Annotated in this window: 21 protein-coding genes; 13 read left to right on the plus strand and 8 right to left on the minus strand. The window is 68.9% G+C overall.

What is annotated here, in order from left to right:
• Positions 1-40 precede the first annotated feature (40 nt).
• A complete protein-coding gene (locus KBY66_RS06115) occupies positions 41-1,483 on the plus strand; it encodes a pyridoxal phosphate-dependent decarboxylase family protein (protein WP_255088367.1) in 1,443 nt (480 codons plus the stop codon).
• A gap of 80 nt (positions 1,484-1,563) precedes the next feature.
• Here KBY66_RS06115 and KBY66_RS06120 read toward each other — a convergent pair whose 3' ends face one another.
• From KBY66_RS06120 to KBY66_RS06135, 4 genes are read right to left on the minus strand one after another with little or no spacing between them, the layout of a single operon-like run.
• Complete coding sequence (locus tag KBY66_RS06120) at positions 1,564-3,156, minus strand: YcjF family protein (RefSeq protein ID WP_255088368.1); 1,593 nt, start codon at positions 3,154-3,156, stop codon at positions 1,564-1,566.
• Positions 3,156-5,393, minus strand: a complete 2,238-nt coding sequence (locus tag KBY66_RS06125; RefSeq protein ID WP_399224952.1) for a transglycosylase domain-containing protein — start codon at positions 5,391-5,393, stop codon at positions 3,156-3,158. Before KBY66_RS06125 ends, KBY66_RS06120 begins: the two co-directional genes overlap by 1 nt.
• Positions 5,332-5,811, minus strand: a complete 480-nt coding sequence (gene lspA, locus KBY66_RS06130) for a signal peptidase II (protein WP_255088369.1) — start codon at positions 5,809-5,811, stop codon at positions 5,332-5,334. Before lspA ends, KBY66_RS06125 begins: the two co-directional genes overlap by 62 nt.
• A gap of 10 nt (positions 5,812-5,821) precedes the next feature.
• Positions 5,822-6,397 carry a biotin transporter BioY gene (locus KBY66_RS06135; RefSeq protein ID WP_255088370.1) on the minus strand — a complete coding sequence of 192 codons (576 nt, stop codon included), beginning with the start codon at positions 6,395-6,397 and terminating at the stop codon, positions 5,822-5,824.
• Between the two features lie 60 nt (positions 6,398-6,457).
• On the opposite strand from KBY66_RS06135, the gene KBY66_RS06140 reads away from it, so the two are divergent.
• The gene (locus KBY66_RS06140) at positions 6,458-6,715 is read left to right on the plus strand and encodes an NAD(P)H dehydrogenase assembly family protein (protein WP_255088372.1); all 258 of its coding nucleotides are present in this window, start codon (positions 6,458-6,460) and stop codon (positions 6,713-6,715) included.
• Here KBY66_RS06140 and KBY66_RS06145 read toward each other — a convergent pair.
• Both KBY66_RS06145 and KBY66_RS06150 read right to left on the minus strand, forming a co-directional pair.
• Positions 6,676-7,992 (minus strand): M16 family metallopeptidase, encoded by a 1,317-nt coding sequence (locus tag KBY66_RS06145; protein WP_255088373.1) that lies wholly within the window; start codon positions 7,990-7,992, stop codon positions 6,676-6,678. The two genes, KBY66_RS06140 and KBY66_RS06145, sit on opposite strands and share 40 nt — an antisense overlap.
• The gene (locus tag KBY66_RS06150; RefSeq protein WP_255088374.1) at positions 7,989-9,257 is read right to left on the minus strand and encodes a M16 family metallopeptidase; all 1,269 of its coding nucleotides are present in this window, start codon (positions 9,255-9,257) and stop codon (positions 7,989-7,991) included. Before KBY66_RS06150 ends, KBY66_RS06145 begins: the two co-directional genes overlap by 4 nt.
• Between KBY66_RS06150 and KBY66_RS06155 the strand changes: the two genes are divergently transcribed.
• The 11 genes from KBY66_RS06155 (at position 9,236) to KBY66_RS06205 (ending at position 20,220) form a co-directional block, all read left to right on the plus strand.
• Complete coding sequence (locus KBY66_RS06155; protein WP_399224971.1) at positions 9,236-10,084, plus strand: phycocyanobilin:ferredoxin oxidoreductase; 849 nt, start codon at positions 9,236-9,238, stop codon at positions 10,082-10,084. The genes KBY66_RS06150 and KBY66_RS06155 overlap by 22 nt on opposite strands.
• A 23-nt stretch (positions 10,085-10,107) precedes the next feature.
• Positions 10,108-10,965, plus strand: a complete 858-nt coding sequence (locus KBY66_RS06160) for an HlyD family efflux transporter periplasmic adaptor subunit (protein WP_255088376.1) — start codon at positions 10,108-10,110, stop codon at positions 10,963-10,965.
• The gene (devC, locus tag KBY66_RS06165) at positions 10,962-12,149 is read left to right on the plus strand and encodes an ABC transporter permease DevC (protein ID WP_399224949.1); all 1,188 of its coding nucleotides are present in this window, start codon (positions 10,962-10,964) and stop codon (positions 12,147-12,149) included. Before KBY66_RS06160 ends, devC begins: the two co-directional genes overlap by 4 nt.
• Positions 12,150-12,268: 119 nt before the next feature.
• A complete protein-coding gene (locus KBY66_RS06170; RefSeq protein ID WP_255088451.1) occupies positions 12,269-12,958 on the plus strand; it encodes a DevA family ABC transporter ATP-binding protein in 690 nt (229 codons plus the stop codon).
• A 55-nt stretch (positions 12,959-13,013) separates the two neighbouring features.
• Positions 13,014-13,169: a hypothetical protein gene (locus KBY66_RS06175; RefSeq protein WP_120352787.1), complete on the plus strand. Its 156-nt coding sequence runs from the start codon at positions 13,014-13,016 to the stop codon at positions 13,167-13,169.
• 11 nt (positions 13,170-13,180) lie between these two features.
• Entirely contained in the window at positions 13,181-14,113 is a 933-nt protein-coding gene (locus KBY66_RS06180; protein WP_255088377.1) for a glycosyltransferase family 2 protein, read from the plus strand.
• 143 nt (positions 14,114-14,256) lie between these two features.
• Positions 14,257-14,979, plus strand: coding sequence for a 30S ribosomal protein S2 (rpsB, locus tag KBY66_RS06185; RefSeq protein ID WP_255088379.1), 723 nt, complete (start codon positions 14,257-14,259; stop codon positions 14,977-14,979).
• 74 nt (positions 14,980-15,053) lie between these two features.
• Complete coding sequence (tsf, locus tag KBY66_RS06190) at positions 15,054-15,716, plus strand: translation elongation factor Ts (RefSeq protein WP_255088380.1); 663 nt, start codon at positions 15,054-15,056, stop codon at positions 15,714-15,716.
• Between the two features lie 34 nt (positions 15,717-15,750).
• Complete coding sequence (locus KBY66_RS06195) at positions 15,751-17,016, plus strand: hypothetical protein (protein WP_255088381.1); 1,266 nt, start codon at positions 15,751-15,753, stop codon at positions 17,014-17,016.
• A complete protein-coding gene (recG, locus tag KBY66_RS06200) occupies positions 16,974-19,469 on the plus strand; it encodes an ATP-dependent DNA helicase RecG (protein WP_399224946.1) in 2,496 nt (831 codons plus the stop codon). The genes KBY66_RS06195 and recG overlap by 43 nt, the downstream gene beginning before the upstream one ends.
• Positions 19,470-19,503: 34 nt before the next feature.
• Positions 19,504-20,220 carry a M15 family metallopeptidase gene (locus tag KBY66_RS06205; protein WP_255088382.1) on the plus strand — a complete coding sequence of 239 codons (717 nt, stop codon included), beginning with the start codon at positions 19,504-19,506 and terminating at the stop codon, positions 20,218-20,220.
• Here KBY66_RS06205 and KBY66_RS06210 read toward each other — a convergent pair.
• Both KBY66_RS06210 and sir read right to left on the minus strand, forming a co-directional pair.
• Positions 20,184-20,633 (minus strand): hypothetical protein, encoded by a 450-nt coding sequence (locus tag KBY66_RS06210; RefSeq protein ID WP_255088383.1) that lies wholly within the window; start codon positions 20,631-20,633, stop codon positions 20,184-20,186. The genes KBY66_RS06205 and KBY66_RS06210 overlap by 37 nt on opposite strands.
• Positions 20,633-22,372: a sulfite reductase, ferredoxin dependent gene (sir, locus tag KBY66_RS06215; protein WP_255088384.1), complete on the minus strand. Its 1,740-nt coding sequence runs from the start codon at positions 22,370-22,372 to the stop codon at positions 20,633-20,635. The genes KBY66_RS06210 and sir overlap by 1 nt, the downstream gene beginning before the upstream one ends.
• Positions 22,373-22,444: the final 72 nt, after the last annotated feature.

Here is a 22,444-nt window from a genome sequence, read left to right on the forward strand (position 1 = left end):
AAGGATCACCGGACAGGACCATGCGCTGCACCCCAGGAGAATGACCGGCCCGATCACCCTGCCAGCGGCCGTAGCCCCCAACCAGGTTGGAGACGCAGGGCCGCTGCCCTTCGCATCGCCTGGCCAGTTCGATCCCGGCCTGGAATCCTTTTTGCAGGATGCCGCCCACCAGCTCTGCCGCTGGCTGGGCTCAGCCACCAGCCGCCCCCCCCTGCCCGGTCTCAGCCTGCTGCCCGGGATTGAACCGCACAGGGAGGGTCTCGGCGGGGAACGGCTGCTTTCGGATCTTCAGCAGCTGATGGAAGGGGCTTACAACCCCAGCCATCCGGGGGCCCTGGCCCACCTTGACCCGCCGCCGCTGACCGCCTCAGTGGTGGGGGACCTGATCTGCGCAGGCCTCAACAACAACCTCCTGGCCGAGGAACTCTCCCCCTCCCTGAGCCGCCTGGAGCGGGGCCTCTGCGGCTGGCTGGCCCGCCGGGTCGGCCTGGGGGAGAACGCCAGCGGTGTTCCGGCCAGCGGCGGCAGCCTCAGCAATCTGATGGCCCTGGTCACGGCGCGGCAGAGCCGCGGCCTGGGAACACGCCAGGACGCCGTGGTGCTCGGCAGCTCCGACCTGCATGTGTCGATCGAGAAGGCGTTGATGGTGATGGGCCTGCCTCCCGAGGCCCTGCGGCGCCTGCCGGTCGACGCGGCCGGGCGACTGCAGCCAGACCGGCTGGAGGATGAGCTGCTGCACCTGGGGCGGCAGGGGAAGCCGGTGATCGCCGTCGTCGCCACCGCCGGCACCACCGTGCGGGGGGCGGTCGACCCCCTCGGGGCCCTGGCGGCGGTCTGCCGCCGCCAGGGGGTCTGGCTGCATGTGGATGGGGCGATCGGAGGGGTGCTGGCCCTGAGCGAGCGACACCGCCACCGGGTGGAGGGGATGGGCCTGGCCGACTCGATCACCCTGAACCCCCAGAAACTGCTGGGGATCACCAAGACGTCCTCCCTGCTGCTCCTGGCCAATCCCGCCGAGTTGCAGCGCACCTTCGGCACCGGGCTCCCTTACATGGAGCCGAGCTGGGGCGGCGCCCATGGGGGCGAATGCGGGCTGCAGGGAACCCGCAGTGCCGAGATTCTCAAGCTCTGGCTGGGCTTGCGCCAGCTGGGTCTGGCGGGGATTGATCACCTGATCCAAGCGGCGATCGATCGACGGCGACGCTTGCGGCAACAGCTCCAGGAGGGGCTGCCCGAGGGAGCCCTGGTGCTGCTGAGCGGCCCGCTCCATCTGCTGGCCTTCCGGCCCGGCGGCCTCGATGCGGAGGCTTCGGAGCGCTGGTCGACCCAATGCCGCAGCGCCCTGCTGGCGGAGCAGCTGATGCTGTCGCGGCCGCTCTACCAGGGCCACCACCATCTCAAGGCGGTGCTGGGCAACCCCCACACCGGCGAGGCCGAGTTGGAGCGGCTGAGCAGGGTGGTGAGGCAGTCGCTCCATGGCTGAGAGCAGCCGCCGCGGGCGCTGGGTGGCGATCCTCACCGGAGCGATCTCGATACTGATCGGTGTGCTTTATCTCGGCCTGATCACGGTGCTCGACGCCCGCGGCCCTCTCCTGCCGCCTCCCCCCGAGGCCCTGGCCGGGGCGGCAACTGCAGATCCTTCCGGCGTTGCAACGGCTCCACCACCCGGTTGAAGGCGGCATCCAGAAATCGCTTCAAGGCCCCGTCGCGGCGGTTGAGGTCGTATTGACGTTGCACCACCTCCTGCAGGCCACCTTCGCCCCAGTCCTGGTCCTGCTCGAAGTAGGTGAGGAAGCTCAAGCCGGCGATCCGGGTCAACCAGGCCGCGCTGACGCCCTGCACCACCTTGCTGACCACCAGCGCCGGCAGATTCAAGGTCAGGGCCGAGGTGATCAGGCCCAGGCCTCCCTTGATCACGCCGAGCCCCGCCAGGGTGCGCCCCACCGACAGGGCCAGCTCCTGCCCCGTTTCGCGGGAAAGATTGACCCCGTACACCCGGGCGATCTCCACCACCATCTGGGCGTTGACCGCCGCGGTGCCGAGCAGGTCGACGACGGGCAGCGGGTTCACCACCAGCACCCCCGCCCCGATCCACATGTAGCGCTCGATGATCCCGCTGCCATCCCGCCGCCGTTGGCGGGCCAGCAACTCGCGGCTGGCATCGCTGAGGCGACGGCTCTGCAACAGGATGTTGTCGGCAATCAATTCCTCGCCGTCCTGGAGCAGCACGGTGGCGAGACGCCGCAGCAGGCCCTCCACCTCCGGCTCCGGCTGCAGGGGCCGCCCGCCAGGCATCGGCACCGACTGGGGCGCCGCACTGGCCGGGATCACGTCATCGGCATCGATCCGGCCGGCGGCGCGCTGGCGCAGCAGCTCGAGCAGGCGCCGCTCCTCCTGTTCACCGCGCAGGTCGCACTTGTTGAGCACCAGGAGCAAGCGCTTGCCCAGGCCGGCCAGGGCTTCGAACACCTCCAGCTCGGCGGCCCGCAGGTCCCCGTCCACCACCAGCAGAAGCAGATCGGCCCGGGCCGCCTGTTCCCTTGCGTTGCTTTCCCGCCCACGGCCATCGGCTCCCGCTTCCAGGATTCCGGGCGTATCCACCAGTTTCAGGCCGCGACGCAGGCCCTTCAGGCGCAATCGGTAGGTGTGGCACTCGGCGGTGGACCCCATCGGCGCCCCCACCTCCCCAACAACCTCGCTGAGCAGGGCCCGAATCAGGGAGGTCTTGCCGGTGGACCCCGCACCGAACACCACCAACACCAGGTCGCCCCGGGCGAGTTCGGCCTCAACCCGCTGCCGCTCCTGCTGGAGGGCCTGCCGCTCGACGTCGTCGCGAACCCGCTCGAGCACCTGGTCGATCGCCTGCAGGTTGCGCTCGGCCGCCTCCTGACGGCTGCCGAGCGGTCCCAGGGCCTTGGGCGGTGGCGCCCCGCCCGGGCGGGGCTGGCGCCAGGCCACCAGCCAGGGCCAGGCCAACCGCAACGCCAGCAGGGCTCCGCCGCCGAAGAGCAGCAGCGTCACCGGGCCCACCAGCCAGTAGGGCAGCAGATAACTCAGCTGCCAGAGGAGATTGTTGAAGGCCCCCAGCAGCAGCGAAACAGCCACAACCCCCACCAGGGCAAGCCCCAACCACAGCCAGGGCCGGAACCGGCGCATCAGGGCTTGGCCGCGGCCGGCTGGGAGCCCCGGCCGGCCGCACGGATGATGTCGCCCCACAGACCGGCGGCCAGGGCGCTGGAGCCCGCCGTGGGGCGGTTCTCGTCGTTGCCCAGCCAGATGCCCATCACCCAGTGGCGGCTCGGCTCATAGCCCACGAACACCAGATCGTGGCCCTTGTTGGTGGTGCCGGTCTTGCCCCCTTCCTCCCCGCCCAGGTAGGCCGCGGTGCCTGTGCCGCCCCGCACCACCCCCCGCAACAGCCCCTGCATCTGCCTGGCCACCTCGGGTTTGACCACCGTTCGTGACGGACTGACCGTGCGGCCCCGGCCACCGGCCTGCTTGCGGCAGCGGGCACTGTCGAGCCCGCCGCAGGTTTCGGCGTCGGTGAGACGGCGGACGGTGCTGGGGGCATGCCAGACCCCATCGTTGGCGACGGCGGCGTAGGCGGCGGTGAGTTCGATCAGACGCACCTCGCTCTGGCCGAGGGCCAGGCCGGGCACCGCCTGCATCGGCGTGGTGATGCCCAAATCCCGCGCCATCTGCTCCACCTTCTCCAGCCCGACCCGCCGGGCCAGGCGCAGGGCGGCGGTGTTGCTGCTGATCGCAAAGGCCTGCGCCAGGCTGAGATTGCCGCCACAGGAGCTGGCGAAGGTCTGGCCGGCCCAGCTCAGGGGGCCGCAGCTGACGCTGGCAGTCGGTTTGGTCCCCTGCTGCAGGGTCGCCAGATAGGTGAACAGCTTGAAGGTGCTGCCCGGTTGGCGCAGGGCCATGCTGGCTCGGTTGAACTGGCTGCGGCGGTAGTCCCGGCCGCCGGCGATGGCCAGAACGCCGCCGTTGCGGCTGTCGAGCACCACCACCGCCCCCTCGCTCACCCCGGCCGGCGCGCCAAAATCGAGCCGCTGGCGCAACTGGCTCTCCACCACCTGCTGCAGCAGGGGATCCAGGTGGGTTTCAACCAGGAAGTTGCCTTCGGCGGCCACATCGGAGCCCAGCAGATTCTCCAGGTCGCTGCGCACCTGGTCGGTGTAGAAGGGCACCGGCCGGATGCGCCCGCCGCGGCAGGCACCGGCACCGAGCTGCACCGGGCGGCGGCGGGCCTGACGGGCCAGATCGGCACTGATCCGGCCGGTGTTGGCCATCTTCAGCAACACCCCGTTGCGGGCCTCCAGGGCGGCCTGGGGGTTGGCGCAGGGATCGTTGCCGTTGGGGGATGGCAGCAGCCCCACCAGCAGGGCAGCCTCCTCGAGGCTGAGCTTGGCGGCGGGCTTGTCAAAATAGGAGCGGGCGGCATCCTCAAACCCCCAGCCCACCCCGAGATAGACCCGGTTCAGGTAGCTGAGCAGCAAGGCGCCCTTGCTGAACCGCGCCTCCAGCTGCAGGGCCACGAGCAGCTCCCGCCACTTGCGCAGCAGGGTTTCCCCCTCCCCCACCTGATCGGGATAAAGGCTGCGGGCCAGCTGCTGGGTGAGGGTGCTTCCCCCCTCCAGCACCCGGCCCCCCAGCAGGTTGGTGACCAGGGCCCGGCCGGTGCCGATCGGGTCCACGCCGGGGTGCCACCAGAAGCGGCTGTCCTCACTGGCCAGCAACGCTTCCACCAGCACGCTCGGATAGTTGCTCAGCGCCTTGTTTTCGCGGTGTTCGCTTGAATCGGCCGAGCTGAGCGGCCGATTCAGCCGGTCGTAGAGGGCCACCGGGCCCCGCACAGGCGCCAGGCTGCCCCGCACCGGCACCTGCAGCACCGACAAGCTCAGCAGCAGGGTGCCGGCCGTGGCCGCGGCGGTGGCGGCGGCGACGGCCGCCCGCGCCAGGGACGGCAGGCGGGGAATCGGTCGGCGCTGAAAGACCAGCTCCGGCAGGCCCGGCTCACTCGCCGGCCCGAAACGCACCGCATCGCCATCACAGAGCAGGAGCTGCCGGATGCGTTGTCCGCGCCAGTACAGACCGTTGGTGGAGCCGTCGTCGCGCAGGAGCCAATCCGAACCGATCTGCTCCAGCAGGGCGTGCCGCTTGCTGACGGCCGGGTGGTCGAGGCAGACCTCCAGCCGGCTGTCGCGGCCAAGGCGATAGAGGCCGCCGTGCAGGTTGATGCGGCGGCTGGGATGGCCGGGCAGGAAGATCTCCAGCAGGGCCTCCGAGGGGAGGGTAGACCGGGCAACCAGCGGTTTCAACCGTTCAGCGCCCAGCACCGCCCCGTCCCTCCCAAAGGTCCACGGCCAGGCAGGCCACCGCCACATTGATCGCCACGTCGGCCAGATTGAACACCGGGAACTGGATCGGCACCAGCTCCAGGAAATCGACCACCCCGCCCAGGCGCCAGCGATCGAGGCCATTTCCCAGGGCGCCCCCAAGCAGGGCGCCCACCCCCAGCGCCTGCCAGCGCCGCAGGGAGCTCTGCCGCTGAATCCAGATGATCAGGCCCAGGGCCACCAGGAGGCTCACCACCCCCAGCAGGGCGGTGGATGCCTGGAAGAGGCTGAAAGCGGCACCGGTGTTGAACAGCAAGCGCAGGCGCAGCAGGCCGGGCAGGAACGGCTGGGACGCCGATGGTGCCAGGGTTGCAACGGCCCAGGCCTTGGTGAACTGGTCCAGCAGAACAACGGCGGTGGCGACCAGCCAGGCAACCCGTCGCCATGGCTTGGCGGGTGGCGTCATCACGCGTCATTCATGGTTGGACGAGCAGCAGCTTGCGCAGCGGCACCGCCAGAACCGCAACGGCGCAGCAAAGAAGAAGTTGTGGCAGCAGCGGGCCGAGGCTGTAGCTGAGCAGCAGATCCGTAAGGCTGCCACCCCAACGGCCCGCCAGGGCGCCGATCAGCAGGTTGGCGATGCCGCAGAGCTGAATCACCAGCAGGCCAATTACGGCCGACCCAAGCAGACGAAGCAGCTCCCCCATCCCCTCCTGACGCGCGAGTCGCCCGGCCAGCCAGCCGGCCGGCACGAACCCGGCCAGAAAGCCGAAGCCCGGATCGAGCAAGTAGGCCATGCCGCCACCGCCGTGGAATACCGGCAGCATCAGCAGCCCGAGACTGAGGTAAGCCACGGCCGCCAGCAGGGCTGGCCTGGGTCCGCAGACCAGGGCCGTGAGCAGCAGGGCCGGAACCTGGGCTGTGACGGGCAGCTCCTGGAGGGCAAGGCCACCCCCCGGTGCAGGCAAGGGAAAGAAGGTCTGAATCAGACCACCGCTGATGATCAGCAGCAGCCCCACGACGGCGCCGCTCCAGTTGGCTAAGGCCCGCAATCGAAGGAATCTGGCTTCCCCCATCCTGCTGTAGTGGAGGGCAGTGAAGTGCATCGAACGATGGAGTCACCAGAAACCGACCAGCCCAATCCCCTGACGATCGGCACCCGGGTGCGCTTGAACGGCAGCCCCCCCTTTCTCAAGACCGCCGATCCGATGCCGATGCTGCGGCCCCCCGATCTGGTCGACGCCGGCGAGATCGGTCAGGTGACCGCCCTCAGGGCCCTGGACCAGCTGGCCGTTCGCTTCCGTCGTGGCACCTTTCTGCTGCGGGCCGATCAGCTCAGCAGCGCCGAAGCGGAGCGGCCCAGGGGGTGAGCGGCCCAGGCCCTCTGGGCGGCGGACAACGCCGCGGCCGGCCCGCACAGGCTCAGGCTGGGGTGAGCCAGCAGGGTTCGGGCAACCTCCCACAGGGCAGCTGGATCGAGGGCCTCCGCCCGTTCACTGGCCTCATCGGGATAGGACCAGGCCAGGCCATGGCCCAGCACCAGGGCCTGGCGATCGGCGATCTGACCGCAGGTCTGGCGACCGGCGGCGACAAGGCCGCGGAACTTGGCGAGAGCGAGCTGCCACTCCTTGGTGGTCAGGGGCTGATCCAGCAGCCGTTGCCATTCCTGCAGCAGCTGGCCGGTGGCTTCGGCGGCCCGATCCGCCGAACTGGAGAGGTGGATCACGAAGGGGGCGGCGCCACGCCGGGCCGGCAGGTGCACACCCACGTCGTAGGCGAGGCCCTGCTCCTCCCGCAGCACCACGAACAGTCGGCTGGACATGCCGACCCCCAGATGGCACTGCAGCAGGCGCAGGGCCAGGGAGCGGGGGTCAGCCAGGGGAACCGTGGCCGCCCCCAGCATCAGCACGAGTTGCTCGGTGTCGAGTTCTTCGCTCACCAGGGCGGCAATTGAGCGGCCGCCAGGCCCCGCAGCCGCCAGGGGCGCCACGGCGGGCCAGAGGGGAGCGGCCGCAGGCTCCAGGAGGGTGCGGAGATCCGGCGGCGGCTGACCGCTGATCACCAGGACGGCCCCCTCGCCGCCGAGCTGGCCGGCAGCCTCGAGCAGAAGGGGCCTCTCCAGACCCGCCAGTTCCTCCTCCACGCCGAGGGGATCGTGGCCGTAGGGGCCGTCCCCATAGAGCTGGTGGCGCAGCCGGTCATGGGCCTGCTGGAACGGGTCCTCCCGCTGGCGATGGAGGGCCTGCAGGTTGAGCTGTCGCTCCAGGCTGATCTGGTCACTCGCCAGCCAGGGATTCAGCACCATCGTGTGCAGCAGAGGCAACAGGGCAGCGCTGTCGGCGCTGGCGCACTTCAGGCTGATCAGCAGCCCATCCTCAGAGGCCTCGCAGCGCAGCTCATCGCCGAGGCCCTCGACCAGATCGGCCATCGCCTCGCCACTGAGGTCGCCGCAGCCCCGGCTGAGCAGGCCCGCCAACAGCTGGGCGCGGCCGCGCTGACCCCTGGGATCGGCGCCACTGCCGCCCCGGATCCAGAGTTTCGCGGAAACGATCGCAGGACCGGACCGGCGCAGCACCCACACCGGGCAACCGCCTGAAAGGGTGAACGTCTCCGGGGTGGGCAGGGGGGGATGAAGGGAGGCGATCATGCCGGCAGCACCAGCAGGCGGCATGCCTTCTCGGGATCGAGCAGCGGCACCATCTCCTGGTGGATCCGCTCCGCCGACCAGGCGTCAAGCAGGTCGAGGGGATGGCGCAGGGGGGCAAGGCGTCCCCAGAGCCCCTGGTGGCCGGTGAGCCCGGCCACGGCGGAAGCCGACTCCAGCCCGAAGCGGTAGCCGTTGGCCACGAGGCGACGCGCCCGCTCCAGCTCCTGGTCCGTGGGGGGCGCCGAACAGAGCTCCTGCCACACCTGGGAAATCCGGGCCTCCACCGTCTCCGCCTGGTCCGGCTCAAAGACCGCCTCCAGCAGGCCGAGGCTGCCCGCCTCCAGCACGTTCAGATCCAGATCGATGCTTTCAACAAGCCGGAGATCTTCGCGCAGCCGTTGCACCAGCCGGCTGCGTTTTCCCTCGGCCATCAAGGTGGTGAGCAGATCGGCGCCGGCCACCGCATCGAGGTCGGCCGCCGCCGGAAAGGGCCAGGCCAGCAACAGCCGGGCAGCCTCCAGCCGGGGAAGCCTGAGCTGGTGGCGTCCGCTCTGGAGTCGCAACGGCGGGAAGCGATCGGTGGCTTCGAGATCGGTGGCTTCGAGGCGTGCCAGGGGGCTGGGGGCCAGCAAGGCTTCAAGGTCGAGGTCTTCAACCGCGCCTGCCATGGCCAGGCTGCAGTGCTGGGGTTGATAGCGGCGGCGGTGGAAGCGCGCCATCCGCTCCGGGTCATGGTCGAGCAAAGCCTGCCGGTCGCCCAGGATCGGGCGGCCGTAGGGATGCCCGGGGCAGGCCAGGGCCAGCAGGCGCTGGAAGGCGACCTCCTCGGGTTGGTCTTCGCTCTGGGCCAGTTCCTCCAGCACCACCTGCTTCTCGAGGCCGAAATCAGCTGCGTTCAAGCGCGGATGCAGCACCAGGTCGAGCAGCAGATCCAGGGCTTCCGGGGCCGCGGCGGGCGGAATCAACACGTGGTAATGAACATCGTCAAAGCCGGTGGCCGCATTGCTGCTGCCGCCGAGGGCCTCGATGCGCCTGTCGAACTCCCCTGCCGCCAGCTGACCACTGCCCTTGAAGACCATGTGCTCAAGAAAGTGGGCGAGACCGAATTCCTCTGGAGCCTCGGTGCGGCTTCCCGCCTGACACCAGAAATCCAGGCAGACCACAGGTGCCTGCTCCTGGTCGATGGTGACGACCCGAACCCCGTTCTCGAGACTGAAGGCGTGAGGGGACGGAAAGATTTCCTCTGAATCGGGCGACAGGGGCAAGGGCTGGACCGATCACACGTGGCAGGATCAGCATTCTGCTGGCTGAGGCAGCGTTCGTGACCAGCACCGCACCCAGCGCCGGCGGCGTCCATCCCCTGGTGGATGCCTTGGCCGAGCAGATCCGGGCGAGCTGGCTCTCCCTCCCAGGCCTGGAGCCCCTGCCGATCGCTGCAGACCTCGAGGCGATCACAGGCAGCCTCGACGGTGAACGGCTGTTCATCCGCAACGAGCTGAAGCAGTGCCGCGGCCTGCGCAAGCTCCACCTGGAAACGGCCCGCCTCGGGGCCGGTCTGCAGATCCTTCACTGTGTGTTCTTCCCGGATCCCCGCTTCGATCTGCCCGTGTTCGGTGCCGACATCGTGGCCGGGCCGGCGGGGGTTTCCGCCGCCATCGCTGACCTTTCCCCCACCGTGGGGTTGCTGCCTCCGGGAATCGTGGCCGGCCTCGAGGCCCTGCCGGTCCATCCCTTCAGCCAGGTCCGGGAGCTTCCAGGCTGGGGCACGATCTTCTCCCCCTTCGTCCGTTTCGTGCGGCCAGTGGGGGCCACCGAGGAGGGCTGGTTCATCGCGGAGGTGAACGGCCTGCTCACGGTGCTCGCCGCCGCCATCGCGGAGGCCCAGGAACAGTCCCTCGATCACCCGGCTACGATCAATCGCTACCATGGCCAGCTGTCGTATTGCCAGCAGCAGAAACGCAACGACAAGACCCGGCGGGTCCTGGAGAAGGCGTTCAACCCAGCCTGGGCGAACCGCTACATCGAGGAACTCCTGTTCGACAATCCTCCTCCGATCCGAGCGGCGGATCCGGACGTGGGCGCAAGCTGCTGATCGGTGCGGCGGCATTGCTGCTGGTGGGCAGCGGTGTCGTGATCTGGCAAGCCAGGCAGCGCAGCGCAGGGCCGGCGCCGGCTGCCCGCACCCGCCCAGCAGCTGTCGTTGAAGCGGTCTCCGCCCTTGGCCGGCTCGAGCCGGCCGGTGATGTCCGCAAACTGGCCGCCCCGATGACCGATTTCGGTGGCAGCCCGCGGTTGTCAGACCTGCTGGTCGAGGAGGGCGATCGGGTCGAGAAGGGGCAACTGCTGGCCCGCTTCGACAACGGCCCCACCCTGCAGGCCGAGCGGAAGCTTCTGCGCAGCCGCATCGCCAACCTGACCAGCCAGGTGACGGTGCTGGAGCGGGAGATCAACCGCTACCGACAGTTGGCCAGGGCAGGCGCCACTGCGGCCGCCGATCTGGAGGCCCGCGAACTCAAACTGATCGAGCTGAAGGGCAGCCTGCTGGAGGCGCAAAACCTGTTGCTTAAAACCGACACGGATCTGGTAAACACCGAACTGCGCTCGCCGATCACAGGCACCGTGCTTCGTCTGCAGGCCAGGGTAGGGGAGCGACCAGGCGACGACGGCATCCTCGAGATCGGAGCCAGTGACCGGATGGAGGCCGTCGCGGAGGTCTATGAAAGCGACATCAACCGGCTGCGCCCGGGCCAGACGGCCACCATCACCAGTGAGAACGGCGGCTTCAGCGGCACCCTCCAGGCCCGGGTGATCCGGATCAGCCCCCAGGTGCGCCAGCGGCAGGTGCTCTCCACCGACCCCACCGGCGACGCCGACGCCCGGGTGGTGGAAGTGCGCCTCGAACTCGACCCCGCCGATGCCCGCCGGGTGCGCAACCTGGTGGGCATGAAAACCATCACCCGCTTCCAGCCGTGAGTGAGCTGCCCGCTGTGGGCCTGCTCTGGAGGTCCCGGAAGATACCTCTCGCCTGGTTGCTGCTCACCCGCCAGCCCGTGCGCCTGGCGGTGGCCCTGGCGGGGATCAGCTTCGCCGGAATCCTGATGTTCATGCAGCTGGGCTTCCGCGACGGGCTGTTCGACGCCAGCGTGACCATCCACAAGCTCTTCGACGCCGACCTGGTGCTGATCAGTCCGCGGACGATCAGCTCGATCAGCATGTCGGGCTTTCCGCGGCGGCGCCTCGTTCAGGCCCTGGGCGATCCGGAGGTGAAAGGGATCACGCCGGTGAACTGGAACTTCCTGCTCTGGCGGAACCCCCAGAACAAAAGCACCCGCTCGATCCTGGCGATCGGCTTCGAGCCCAACGATCCCCTGTTCCTCGATCCCAGCCTGAAGGCCAAGGCCCAGTTGCTCACCCAGCGGGACCGGGTGCTCTTCGACGAGCTTTCCCGCGACGAGTTCGGCCCGGTGGCCACGTGGTTCCGTGAGGGCCGCACAGTGGAGAGCGAGGTGGGCGGCAAGCGGGTGCGGGTGGCCGGGCTCGTGGGCCTCGGCCCCTCCTTCGGTGCCGACGGCAACCTGATCACCAGCCGCGAAACCTTCCTGCGCCTGCTGCCTGACACCCCGGCGGGCAGCATCGAGCTGGGGCTGATCCGGCTCAGCCCCGGCGCCGATCCGGCCGTGGTGCAGCAGCGCCTGCGCAACCAGCTGCCGAAGGACGTGACCGTGTTCACCAAGAAGGAATTCGAGGAATCCGAGAAGGACTACTGGCGCAGCAGCACAGCCATCGGCTTCATCTTCACCCTGGGGGCCGGCATGGGTTTTGTGGTGGGCTGCGTGATTGTGTACCAGATTCTCTACTCCGACGTGAGTGATCACCTGCCGGAGTACGCCACCTTGATGGCGATGGGCTACCCGCTCACCGCCTTGCTGGGGGTGGTGGGCCGGGAAGGTCTGCTGCTGGCCATGCTGGGGTACCTGCCCGCCTATGGGGTGGGCCAGGGTCTGTATGCCCTGGTGCGCTCGGCCACCAAGCTGCCGGTGGAGATGAACAGCACCCGGGCCCTGGTGGTGTTCAGCATGATCCTGGTGATGTGCATGGGTTCGGCCGCGATGGCGATGCGGCGCCTGGCCGATGCCGATCCAGCCGAGATTTTCTGACCGCTCGCCGCCCCATCCCTTCCACACCCATGGCTGCCCTCCCCTCCAACGGCAACGGAACTGAGCAGGGAGACGGCAACGGCAACGGGGCCAGCTCCCCGCCAGGTGCCGTCGCGCCGATGGTGGACCTTCAGGAGCTCTGCCATTGGTACGGCGAGGGGGAGATGCGCCGCCAGGTTCTGCAAAGGGTCGACCTGCGCATCCACCCCGGCGAGGTGGTGTTGCTGACTGGGCCGTCCGGCTGCGGCAAGACCACCCTGCTCACCCTGGTGGGCGGACTGCGCCAGGTTCAGCAGGGGCGGGTCACGGTGATGGGGAAAGCGCTGGAGGGCTCCAGCCGGCGGCGGCGCCAGCAGCTACGGCGCCACATCGGCATGATCTTCCAGGGCCATAACCTGTTGCGCTGCCTGACGGCCGAGCAAAACGTGCAGATGGGCTCGGATCTGCTGCCCGGCCTGAGCTACCGGGCGCGGCGGGACCAGGCCCGCGAGTGGCTGCGGGCGGTCGGCCTGGGCGACCACCTGGGAAAACTGCCCCACGATCTCTCCGGTGGCCAGAAGCAGCGGGTGGCGATCGCCCGCGCCCTGGCCGCCCACCCGAAGCTGCTGCTCGCCGATGAACCCACCGCCGCCCTCGACAGCCGCAGTGGCCGCGAGGTGGTGGACCTGCTCAAGCGGCTGGCCCGCGAGCAGAGCTGCGCCGTGCTGATGGTCACCCACGATCCCCGCATCCTGGACGTGGCCGACCGGCTGGTGGAGATGGAGGATGGCCGCCTTCGCGTCGCCCCCCCTTTGCTCGCCACCTCCTGAGGGGAGGAGATGCCAGGAGTAGGATCTTCCTTCTGCCCAAGGTCAGCGCTCCTCCATGTCGAAACGCAGGAACCTCAAGAAAGAAAAGCAGGAGCGCAATCGCTCCTACGCCCGGAAGTTCAAGAAGCGCAAGCTCCGCAACGACGGCCGCGGTGAAGGGGCTGGCAATGGCGTGACCGGCACGGCCAACAACGGTGGCGCGGCCGACTGATCACCAGGCGCATGTTCCCCAGCGTCGTCATCCCCACCTATAATCGCCGGCCCATCCTCGAGAAGTGCCTGAGGGCCCTGGAGCAGCAACAGCTGGCTGCTCCGATCGACGCCTATGAGGTGGTGGTGGTGGATGACGGCTCCACCGATGGCACGGCCGAGTGGCTGCGGGCGGACGCCGCCCGCTTTCCCCATGTACGCCTGATCGAGCAGGACCATGGCGGACCGGCGGCCGGCCGCAATCGGGGCGTCGACCAGGCCCGCGGTGACGTGATCGTCTTCATCGACAGCGATCTGGTGGTGACCAGCGGCTTCCTGAGCGCCCATGCCCGGGCCCTGGAGCGCCACTGGCGCGAGCGGGGCAACAGGCTCTGCTTCACCTACGGCGCGGTGATCAACACCAGTAATTTCGCCGATCCCACCAGCGAGCCCCACAAGCTCAGCGACCATTCCTGGGCCTACTTCGCCACCGGCAATGTGGCGATCGATCGTGCCCTGCTGGAGCGCGCCGGCCTGTTCGACACAGGCTTCCGCCTTTACGGCTGGGAAGACCTGGAACTGGGCGAGCGCCTGCGCCGCCTGGGGGTGGAGCTGGTGCGCTGCCCGGAGGCCCCTGGCTACCACTGGCATCCTGCCCTCAGCCTGGAGCAGGTTCCCGACCTGGTGCGGATCGAGCAGGAGCGGGCCCGCATGGGGTTGGTGTTCTACCGCAAGCACCCGACCCGGCGGGTGCGCTTCATCATTCAATTCACCTGGCTGCACCGCCTGCTCTGGGAGTTCCTCACCCTCGGGGGCCTGATCAATGAGCGCAGCCTGAGGCCCCTGTTGGCCTGGCTGCTGCGCCGCGGCCATCCCGCCCTGGCCATGGAACTGCTCCGGCTGCCGCTCAACAGGATCGGGGTGCGTGCCCTGTACCGGGAGGCGAGGGCGGAGGGATTGGCCTAGCAGGCGCTTTGGTAACTTGAGAGGTCCCCACAACACCGCACACCTGTCCGTTTCGGGTGCTCAGGCGAATCCGGTGGCTCCCTTTGGTGCCACTCCGCCCTGATCCCTGGCAGGTGGAGGCGAACCCGAAACCCCTCTCAACCATGGCTGTCGTTACCCTCTCCGAAATGATGGAGGCGGGTGCCCACTTCGGGCACCAAACCCGCCGCTGGAACCCCAAGATGTCGCGCTACATCTATTGCGCGCGCAACGGTGTTCACATCATCGATCTCGTGCAGACCGCAATCTGCATGAACAACGCTTACAAGTGGACCCGCAGTGCGGCCCGTTCCGGCAAGCGCTTCCTGTTCGTCGGCACCAAGAAGCAGGCCTCCGAAGTGATCGCCATCGAGGCGACCCGCTGCGGCGCCTCCTACGTGAACCAGCGCTGGCTGGGCGGCATGCTCACCAACTGGAGCACGATGCGCGCCCGCATCGACCGGCTCAAGGATCTCGAGCGGATGGAGTCCTCTGGAGCGATTGCGATGCGGCCCAAGAAGGAGGCCGCCGTGCTGCGCCGCGAACTCGATCGTCTGCAGAAGTATCTGGGCGGGTTGAAGAACATGCGCCGCCTGCCCGATGTGGTGGTGCTGGTCGACCAGCGGCGGGAAACCAACGCCGTGCTCGAGTGCCGCAAACTCGACATCCCCCTGGTGTCGATGCTGGACACCAACTGCGATCCCGATCTCACCGACGTGCCGATCCCCTGCAACGACGACGCCGTGCGCTCCGTCCAGCTGGTGCTGGGGCGTCTGGCCGACGCGATCAATGAGGGGCGCCAAGGCGGCCAGGATCAGCGGTCCGCCGGCGACGACGACGAGTCCTGAGCTTCCGGGCTGGCCATGGGGCCAGCCCCATCTCTTTTCCCCCCACCATCGTTCACTCCCCATCCCTTCTCCCCATGGCTGCGATTTCAGCAACCCTCGTCAAGGAACTGCGCGAGAAAACCGGCGCCGGAATGATGAACTGCAAGAAGGCGCTGTCGGAATCCGATGGCGACATGACCAAGGCGGCGGAGTGGTTGCGCCAGAAGGGCATCGCCACCGCCGAGAAGAAGGCTGGACGCACGGCGGCGGAAGGATCGATCGGCAGCTACATCCATACGGGCGCCCGGGTGGGTGTGCTGCTGGAGTTGAACTGCGAAACCGATTTCGTCGCCCGCGGCGACCTGTTCCAGGAGCTCCTGCGCAACGTGGCGATGCAGATCGCCGCCTGCCCCAACGTGGAGTATGTGAGCACCGATCAGATTCCCGAGGAGGTCGTAGAGCGGGAAAAGGCCATCGAAATGGGCCGCGATGACCTGGCCGGCAAACCCGACAAGATGAAGGAGAAGATCGTGGAGGGGCGCATCGGCAAGCGCCTCAAGGAGCTGGCGCTGCTCGAGCAGCCGTTCATCAAGGACAGTTCGATCACCGTGGCCGAGCTGGTCAAGCAGGTGGCCGGCAAGATCGGCGAGAACATCCAGGTGCGGCGCTACACCCGCTACACCCTTGGTGAAGGCATCGAAGTCGAACACACCGATTTCGCCGCCGAAGTGGCCTCAATGGGCATCCAGGCCCCTTGATCGACGCCCACACCCCTTCTCCATCCCCAGGGCCTTGGACTCCAGAGCCACGGCACTGAGCGAGGCCCACGGGCAACTGGAACGGCTGCGGCTGCGCCTTGAGGAGAGCAACGCCGTCCTCTATCGGGAGTTCGCGCTCTATCTCCAGGTGCTGCGCGAAGGGTTGCCGATGGCGGTTCACCAGGCCGCCTTTCATGTGGCCACCCAACTGGTGCCGGAGCGCTACGGCGCCCTGGCGGAGGGTCCCCGTCAGGAACTGCAGCGGCGGCTCCGGGAGTTGGTGCAGCGCTGTGGCGGCCTGCTCACCCTGGAGCAGTTGGTCGTGCTGGGCCGGCAGGTCCGCTCGGAGCAGAAGCGCCTGCACCGGCGGGAGCATCAGCGGTTGATGGCCGCCCTGGCCGACTCCAGCGAAGAGGATGGGTCCAACGATCCGGCCAGCGATGGCCCCCTCCCACCAGGTTCGGTGCGGCTCGGCCTCGATCTGCCCCTCTCCGCTGACCTGTTTGCCTCAGGCCTGCCTGGGCTGGTGGGCCTGGGCACCCTGAGTGGCTCCGTCACCGCTGAAGCGAGCGTCAAAGCAGACGACGAACCAGACCAGGAGAGCCAAGCCTTTGCCAGCGAAGCCGACGTTGACGAGGACGCGGATGTGGACGCTATAGAGGAAGACGAGAACCCCGCTGACGCCGATACCCTGGGCTCAGACCGCTTCGACGCGCTCCGCTCCAGCGGTGGCCTGCAGCAACTCTTCGCCATGGCCAGTGCCCAGTTCGGCCGCGACGCCGCCAAGGCCGACCCTGAAGAGGAGGAGCGTCCAGGCAACCCTGAGGACGGGGACGCTCCTTTCCTGTTGCCCCAGCAACCGATCGCGCTATTGCGGTGGTGGGAGCTTCTGGATCGGGCCCTGCAGCGCCGACTCCGCAACCTGTCCCATGCCATCAATCTCGACTTGCTGCGGCTTGGTCTGACCCGCAGCCTGCTGCCGATCAACCTGCTGGATGCCGTCCTGGACGGTGAGATCGAGGCGATGCCGGCCCCTGCCAACCTGTTGCGCCTGTCCCTGCCTTTCACTCCCGATGGAATGGCCGGCCAACTCGAGGCGGTCGGGTTGCTGCTGCGCAGCAGTGATCTGGAGTTCGATCAAGCCCGCCTGCGCACCTGCCGGCGGCGGCTGGAGAGCAGGCGGCAGGATGTGCGCAAAATGGCCCGGCAGTACCGCCACTGGCAACGGCGAGCCCAGGCCCTCGAAGCGGAACAGCAGTGGTTGCAGGACAGCCAAACCAACCTGCCGGCTCCCCCCTGAGCCGCTCCGACCAGGCTGGAGCCGACTGGATCGCCACCCTTCAGAGGGCGCTGCAACTGGAGGCCGACCGCGGCTTCCCGGACCTGGAAGGCAGGCGCGAGCGGTTCAGCTCCTTTCTGGGGCGCAGTTGCCGTGAACCGACGGCCGGGCTGATGGCCCTGGCTGAGGAGTTCGGTCGCTACGGCGAACTGAGCCTGGCCCGTCGCCAGAATCTGGTGCGCCGTTGCCGGGAGCACCTGCATGGGCTGCGCCGCAAGCTTGAGCCCACCGCCCCCTTCGCCCCGCCGCGCCTGCGCCTGGCAGAGCTCCCTCCCGGCGGCCGCCTGGCCACGCCCAGGGGGACGACCCCGATCGGGCCTGACACCCCCCTGGCCGAGGTGCCTGGCATCGGCCCGAAGACGGCCAGCCGGCTGGCTGCCCTGGGGCTGCTGCTGGCCCGGGATCTGCTGCGCCATTACCCCCGCGACTATCTCGACTACGCCCACCTGGTGCGGATCCACGCCCTGGTCCCGGGCGACACCGCCACGGTCGTGGCCACGGTGCGGCGCAGCCACGCCTTCACCAGCCCCCGCAACCCCAACCTCTCGATCCTGGAGTTGCAGGTGCAGGACATCACCGGTCGGTTGCGGCTGAGCAAATTCTTCAACGGCAAACGCTTCAGTGCGCCGGGTTGGTTGCGGGCCCAGGAACGGCAGTACCCGATCGGTTGCACCCTGGCCGCCAGCGGCCTGGTCCGCCAGACCCCCTACGGACCCAGCCTGCAGGACCCCCTGATCGAGGTGCTCGAGGGTCCGAACGCGCCGGTGCGATCCGAGCAGATCGGCCGCCTGCTGCCGGTCTACGGGCTCACCGAAGGCCTCACCGCCGAGCGGCTGCGCCAGGTGGTCCAGGCCGTGCTGCCCGCCGCCGGGGGCTGGGGCGATCCCCTGCCGGCCCCCCTGCGGCAGCGGTTGAACCTGGTTGATCGGGCGACGGCCCTGCGGGGAATCCATGCTCCGGCCGATCAGGAGCAGCTCCGGGCCAGCCGGCACCGGCTGGTGTTCGACGAGTTCCTGCTGCTGCAGCTGAGCCTGCTGCAGCGGCGGCGGCACCTGCTCAGCCGTCCCTCGCCGCCCCTGGTGCTGCCGACCGGGCAGGCCTCTCTGGTGGCCGCCTTCCTGGAGCTGCTGCCCTTTTCGCTCACGGCCGCCCAACGGCGGGTGCTGGCCGAGATCCACGCCGACCTGGCCCGGGAGCGGCCGATGGGTCGACTGATGCAGGGCGATGTGGGCAGCGGCAAAACCGTGGTAGCGATCGCCGCCCTGCTCACGGCGATCGAGGCCGGTTGCCAGGGGGCCTTGATGGCTCCCACCGAAGTGCTGGCCCAGCAGCACGCCCGCAAGCTGGGCGAATGGCTGCCGCAGCTGCACGTCCGCGCCGACCTGCTGACCGGCTCCACCCCCCGCCCCCGCCGCCTGGAACTCCTGCAGGACCTGGCCAACGGCCAGTCGCAGCTGCTGGTGGGGACCCATGCCCTGCTCGAAGACCCCGTGCAGTTCGCCCGACTCGGGCTGGTGGTGGTGGATGAACAGCACCGCTTCGGGGTGCGGCAGCGCAACCGCCTGCTGGGCAAGGGGCTGCAACCGCACCTGCTGACCATGACCGCCACCCCGATACCGCGGACCCTCGCCCTCTCGGTGCACGGCGATCTGGAGGTGAGCCAGATCGACGAACTGCCCCCCGGCCGCACCCCGATCCTCACCCAGCTGCTGCGGGGCAGTCAGCGCCAGGAGGCCTATGGCCTGATCCGCCAGCAGGTGGCCCTCGGCCAGAGGGCCTACGTGGTGCTGCCCCTGGTGGAGGAGTCGGAGACGCTGGATCTTCGCTCGGCGGTGGAGGTGCATGCCCAGCTCAGCGCTGAGGTGTTCGCCGATCTGCGGGTGGGGTTGCTGCATGGCCGACTGGACAGCTCTCAGAAGCAGGCCGCGATCACCGCCTTTGCAGCAGGCCACACCGATGTGCTGGTGTCCACCACGGTGGTGGAAGTGGGGGTGGATGTTCCCGAAGCCAGCGTGATGGTGATCGAGCACGCCGATCGGTTCGGCCTGGCCCAGCTGCACCAGCTGCGTGGCCGGGTGGGTCGCGGCGTCGCGGCCTCCCACTGTCTGCTGATCAACGACAGCCGCAATCCCCAGGCCCGGCAACGGCTGGAGCTGCTGGTGCGTTCATCGGATGGCTTCGAGATCGCCGAGATGGATCTGCGGCTTCGGGGTCCGGGGCAGGTGCTGGGCACGCGCCAGTCGGGCCTGCCGGATCTGGCCCTGGCCAGCCTCACCGACGACGGTGAGGTGCTGGAGCTGGCCCGCAGGGAGGCGGCGGCGATCCTGGCGGTCGATCCCGACCTGCAGCGGCACCCGGGCCTGGAGCAGGCCCTCAGCGAACAGCGCCAGAGCGATGCGGCCCGTTTGAATTGAACCCCGCCGCCCAGCCGGCCCGTCCCCTCCTTCCGTGCCCCGACCCTGGAACGCGATCCCGATCGACGACAACGGCGAAGCGCTGATCGAGCTGCCGCCGGCGCTGCATCGCCTCTTACCCCACCCCTATGCGGAACTCGGAGCGCCCTATGGCGCCGGTGGTTCCCCCTTCCGGCTGCGCAAGGGCGTGGTGGAGCGCTTGCTGATCGCCCAGGCCGAACTGCAAAGGCTCGAGCCGACCTGGCGGCTGGCGATCTTCGATGGCTGGCGGCCAGTGGCCGTGCAGGCCTTCATGGTGGATCACGCCCTCGCCAGCGAATGCGCCGCCCGGGGGGTGGGCGCCATGGCTGCCAGTGCGCAGCGGGACGCCATCCAGCGGGAGGTGGAGCGGTTTTGGGCACCACCCAGCCTGGATCCGTCCATGCCGCCGCCCCACAGCACTGGCGCGGCAGTGGATCTCAGCCTGGCGGACGCCAGCGGCGCCGCCTTGGCGATGGGCGGGGAGATCGACGCGATCGATCCGGTTTCCGAACCGGATCATTATGCCAGCGCTGCCCTGGAGGCCGCCAGCGCCGCCGCCACCTGGCACCGCCGCCGGCGGATCCTGCTCACGGCCATGGAAGCGGCAGGCTTCTGCCAGCACCCCAACGAGTGGTGGCACTTCAGCCACGGCGACCAGCTCTGGGCCTGGCGATCCGGGCTGGCCAGGGCGTTCTACGGCCGTTGGCTGGCTCCAGCCGACGGCGCCTGAGGCAGGGGCATCGTCTGAAGGTCTCGCCAGATCCGCTCTGCCTCCTCGCGGCTGATCAGGTTCTGGGCCGCGCAGCTCCTGAGGGTGGCCTCGCCCAGTTCCAGTTGGAGTTGCCGCAGCCGGGCCAGAACCTCCGGGGGCTGGGTGGCGAACTGCTCCAGGTGGCGGCGTTGAGCCACCACAAGATTCTGCGGTTGGCAGGTGGCCAGATCGGGGCGGTAGATCTGGACGGGAGCCGCCGGCGGCGGCGGCACGGGACGCCCCTGGGCCACAGCAGTCGGCACCAGGGCCGCCCCACCGATCAGGCGATCGCCTGGCAGGAGGGCGCCCATCCAGACAACGGCAAGGGCGATCAGTGCCAGCACAAGAGCCTTGCGGAAGGAGTTTTGCCAGGGCGAAGGGAGCCTCACCATCAGGTGACCGGCAGCAGGGCTTGCACGGCCTCGGGGCCCAGCTGAGCGACGAAGTCCCCGAAGCTGGGGGGCCTGCTGCCGCCCTTGCCCGCCGACTTCCAGCCCTGAAGAAGGGGCTCCAGCGTGTCCTCCAAGGCGTCCAGGGGCATGCGCTCCAGGTAGGGAGTGGCCAGACGGGTGAGGTTGGGGGTTCCCCCCAACCAGAGCTGATACTGATCCACCCCGCTGCCCACCAGGCCGATCTCGGCCATGTAGGGCCGGGCACAGCCATTGGGGCAGCCGGTCATGCGCACGAGCACCGCCTGGTCGATCTCCAAACGCCGAAGCAGGCCATCGAGGCGATCGAGCACGGCCGGCAGGATGCGCTCCGCTTCGGTGATCGCCAGGCCGCAGGTGGGCAGGGCTGGGCAGGCCAGGGCGTGGCGGGCCAGCAGAGCGGGGGCCTCGGGAGCATCGAAGCCCAGGGCCCCCAGGGCGTGGCGCAGGGTCGTGCGCTGGCTGGTGCCGATGTTGCAGAGCAGCAGGTCCTGGTTGGGGGTGAGGCGCACATCGAGCTGGTAGGTCTCGACCAACCGCCGCAGCCCCTGCTTCACGGCCCCCTCCAGCCGCCCGCAGAGCAAGGGAAGCCCAACGAACCAGAGGCCGCTGCTCTGGCGGTGCCAGCCGAGATAGTCGCTGAGGACCGTCTTCGGCTCCGACTGCAGCGGCTTGATCGGTTGGGGGAAGTAACGGGCCAGTTCCGCCTTGAACCAGGCGATCCCCCGGGCGTGGATCAGGTACTTCATGCGGGCGTGGCGCCGCAGCTCCCGATCGCCGTGGTCGCGCTGCAGGGCCGCGATCGCCTGCACCAGATCGAGGATGTGCTCGGCGGCCACGAAGCCGAGCGGATCGGCCGTGCGGGCGAAGGTGTCCTCCTTGTTGTGGGTGCGGCCCATGCCGCCCCCCACGTAGACATTGCAGCCCCGCAGCCGGCCGCCGGGATCGGTGAAGACCACCAGGCCGATGTCCTGGGTGAGCAGGTCGACCGAATTGTCGCCGGGCACGGTGACCGCCACCTTGAACTTGCGCGGCAGATAGGTGCCGCCATAGAGGGGCTCGGTGGCATCGCCGCTGAACAGCGCCCCCTGCTGCTGCCGCGACCGGGCCTGCTTCACCGCAGGCGCCGGACGGAACCGGTAGCTGTGGTCGCCATCGACCCACAAGTCGAGATAGGACCCTTCACCCGCCTGGGGAGCCAGCAGGTCGGCGATCTGGTCGGCCAGACGGCGGGCCGCCGGGTAACCCCCCTTCTCGAAGGGCGCCGCCGGAGCCATCACGTTGCGGTTGATGTCTCCGCAGGCGGCCAGGGTGGAGCCCATGGCGCGCACGATCGTGCCGATCACCTCCCTGAGATCGGCCTTGGCGATGCCGTGCATCTGGAAGGCCTGGCGGGTCGTGACCCGCAGGGTGCCGTTGCCAAGCCGGTCGGCCAGATCATCCATGGCCAGGTAGAGGGGGACCGGGATCAGGCCAGCGGGGCTGCGCAGACGCAGCATCATTTGCCAATCCTTCTCGTGGCCCTTCTGGCGGTGATCGCGGTTGTCCTGCTGGTAGCTGCCGTGGAACTTGAGGATCTGGACAGCGCCATCGGTGAAGAAGGGCTTGTCGTTCTCGAGTTCCGTGGCCAGCGGCTCCTTGAGGTGGTCGCTCCGCGCCTTGAGTTGCTCGAACTTGCTCGGAGGCGGCGGGGACGGAATCACAAAGGCGGCGCCAGCATCGTCCGAAGGTAGCGAAGCAGGGTGCGCTCCACAGGCATTCAATACAGTCGGAGC

The sequence above is a fragment of the Synechococcus sp. Tobar12-5m-g genome, from assembly GCF_024345415.1.
In the GTDB taxonomy this organism is placed as follows: Bacteria; Cyanobacteriota; Cyanobacteriia; order PCC-6307; family Cyanobiaceae; genus Regnicoccus.

Excerpts from the sequence above, each read along its gene's own strand:
- KBY66_RS06115 (WP_255088367.1), top strand. The coding sequence starts at position 41 with ATGACCGGCCCGATCACCCTGCCAGCGGCCGTAGCCCCCAACCAGGTT.
- KBY66_RS06120 (WP_255088368.1), bottom strand. The coding sequence starts at position 3,156 with ATGCGCCGGTTCCGGCCCTGGCTGTGGTTGGGGCTTGCCCTGGTGGGG.
- KBY66_RS06125 (WP_399224952.1), bottom strand. The coding sequence starts at position 5,393 with ATGTGGCGGTGGCCTGCCTGGCCGTGGACCTTTGGGAGGGACGGGGCG.
- lspA (WP_255088369.1), bottom strand. The coding sequence starts at position 5,811 with ATGACGCCACCCGCCAAGCCATGGCGACGGGTTGCCTGGCTGGTCGCC.
- KBY66_RS06140 (WP_255088372.1), top strand. The coding sequence starts at position 6,458 with ATGGAGTCACCAGAAACCGACCAGCCCAATCCCCTGACGATCGGCACC.
- KBY66_RS06145 (WP_255088373.1), bottom strand. The coding sequence starts at position 7,992 with ATGATCGCCTCCCTTCATCCCCCCCTGCCCACCCCGGAGACGTTCACC.
- KBY66_RS06170 (WP_255088451.1), top strand. The coding sequence starts at position 12,269 with ATGGTGGACCTTCAGGAGCTCTGCCATTGGTACGGCGAGGGGGAGATG.
- KBY66_RS06175 (WP_120352787.1), top strand. The coding sequence starts at position 13,014 with ATGTCGAAACGCAGGAACCTCAAGAAAGAAAAGCAGGAGCGCAATCGC.
- KBY66_RS06180 (WP_255088377.1), top strand. The coding sequence starts at position 13,181 with ATGTTCCCCAGCGTCGTCATCCCCACCTATAATCGCCGGCCCATCCTC.
- rpsB (WP_255088379.1), top strand. The coding sequence starts at position 14,257 with ATGGCTGTCGTTACCCTCTCCGAAATGATGGAGGCGGGTGCCCACTTC.
- tsf (WP_255088380.1), top strand. The coding sequence starts at position 15,054 with ATGGCTGCGATTTCAGCAACCCTCGTCAAGGAACTGCGCGAGAAAACC.
- KBY66_RS06210 (WP_255088383.1), bottom strand. The coding sequence starts at position 20,633 with ATGGTGAGGCTCCCTTCGCCCTGGCAAAACTCCTTCCGCAAGGCTCTT.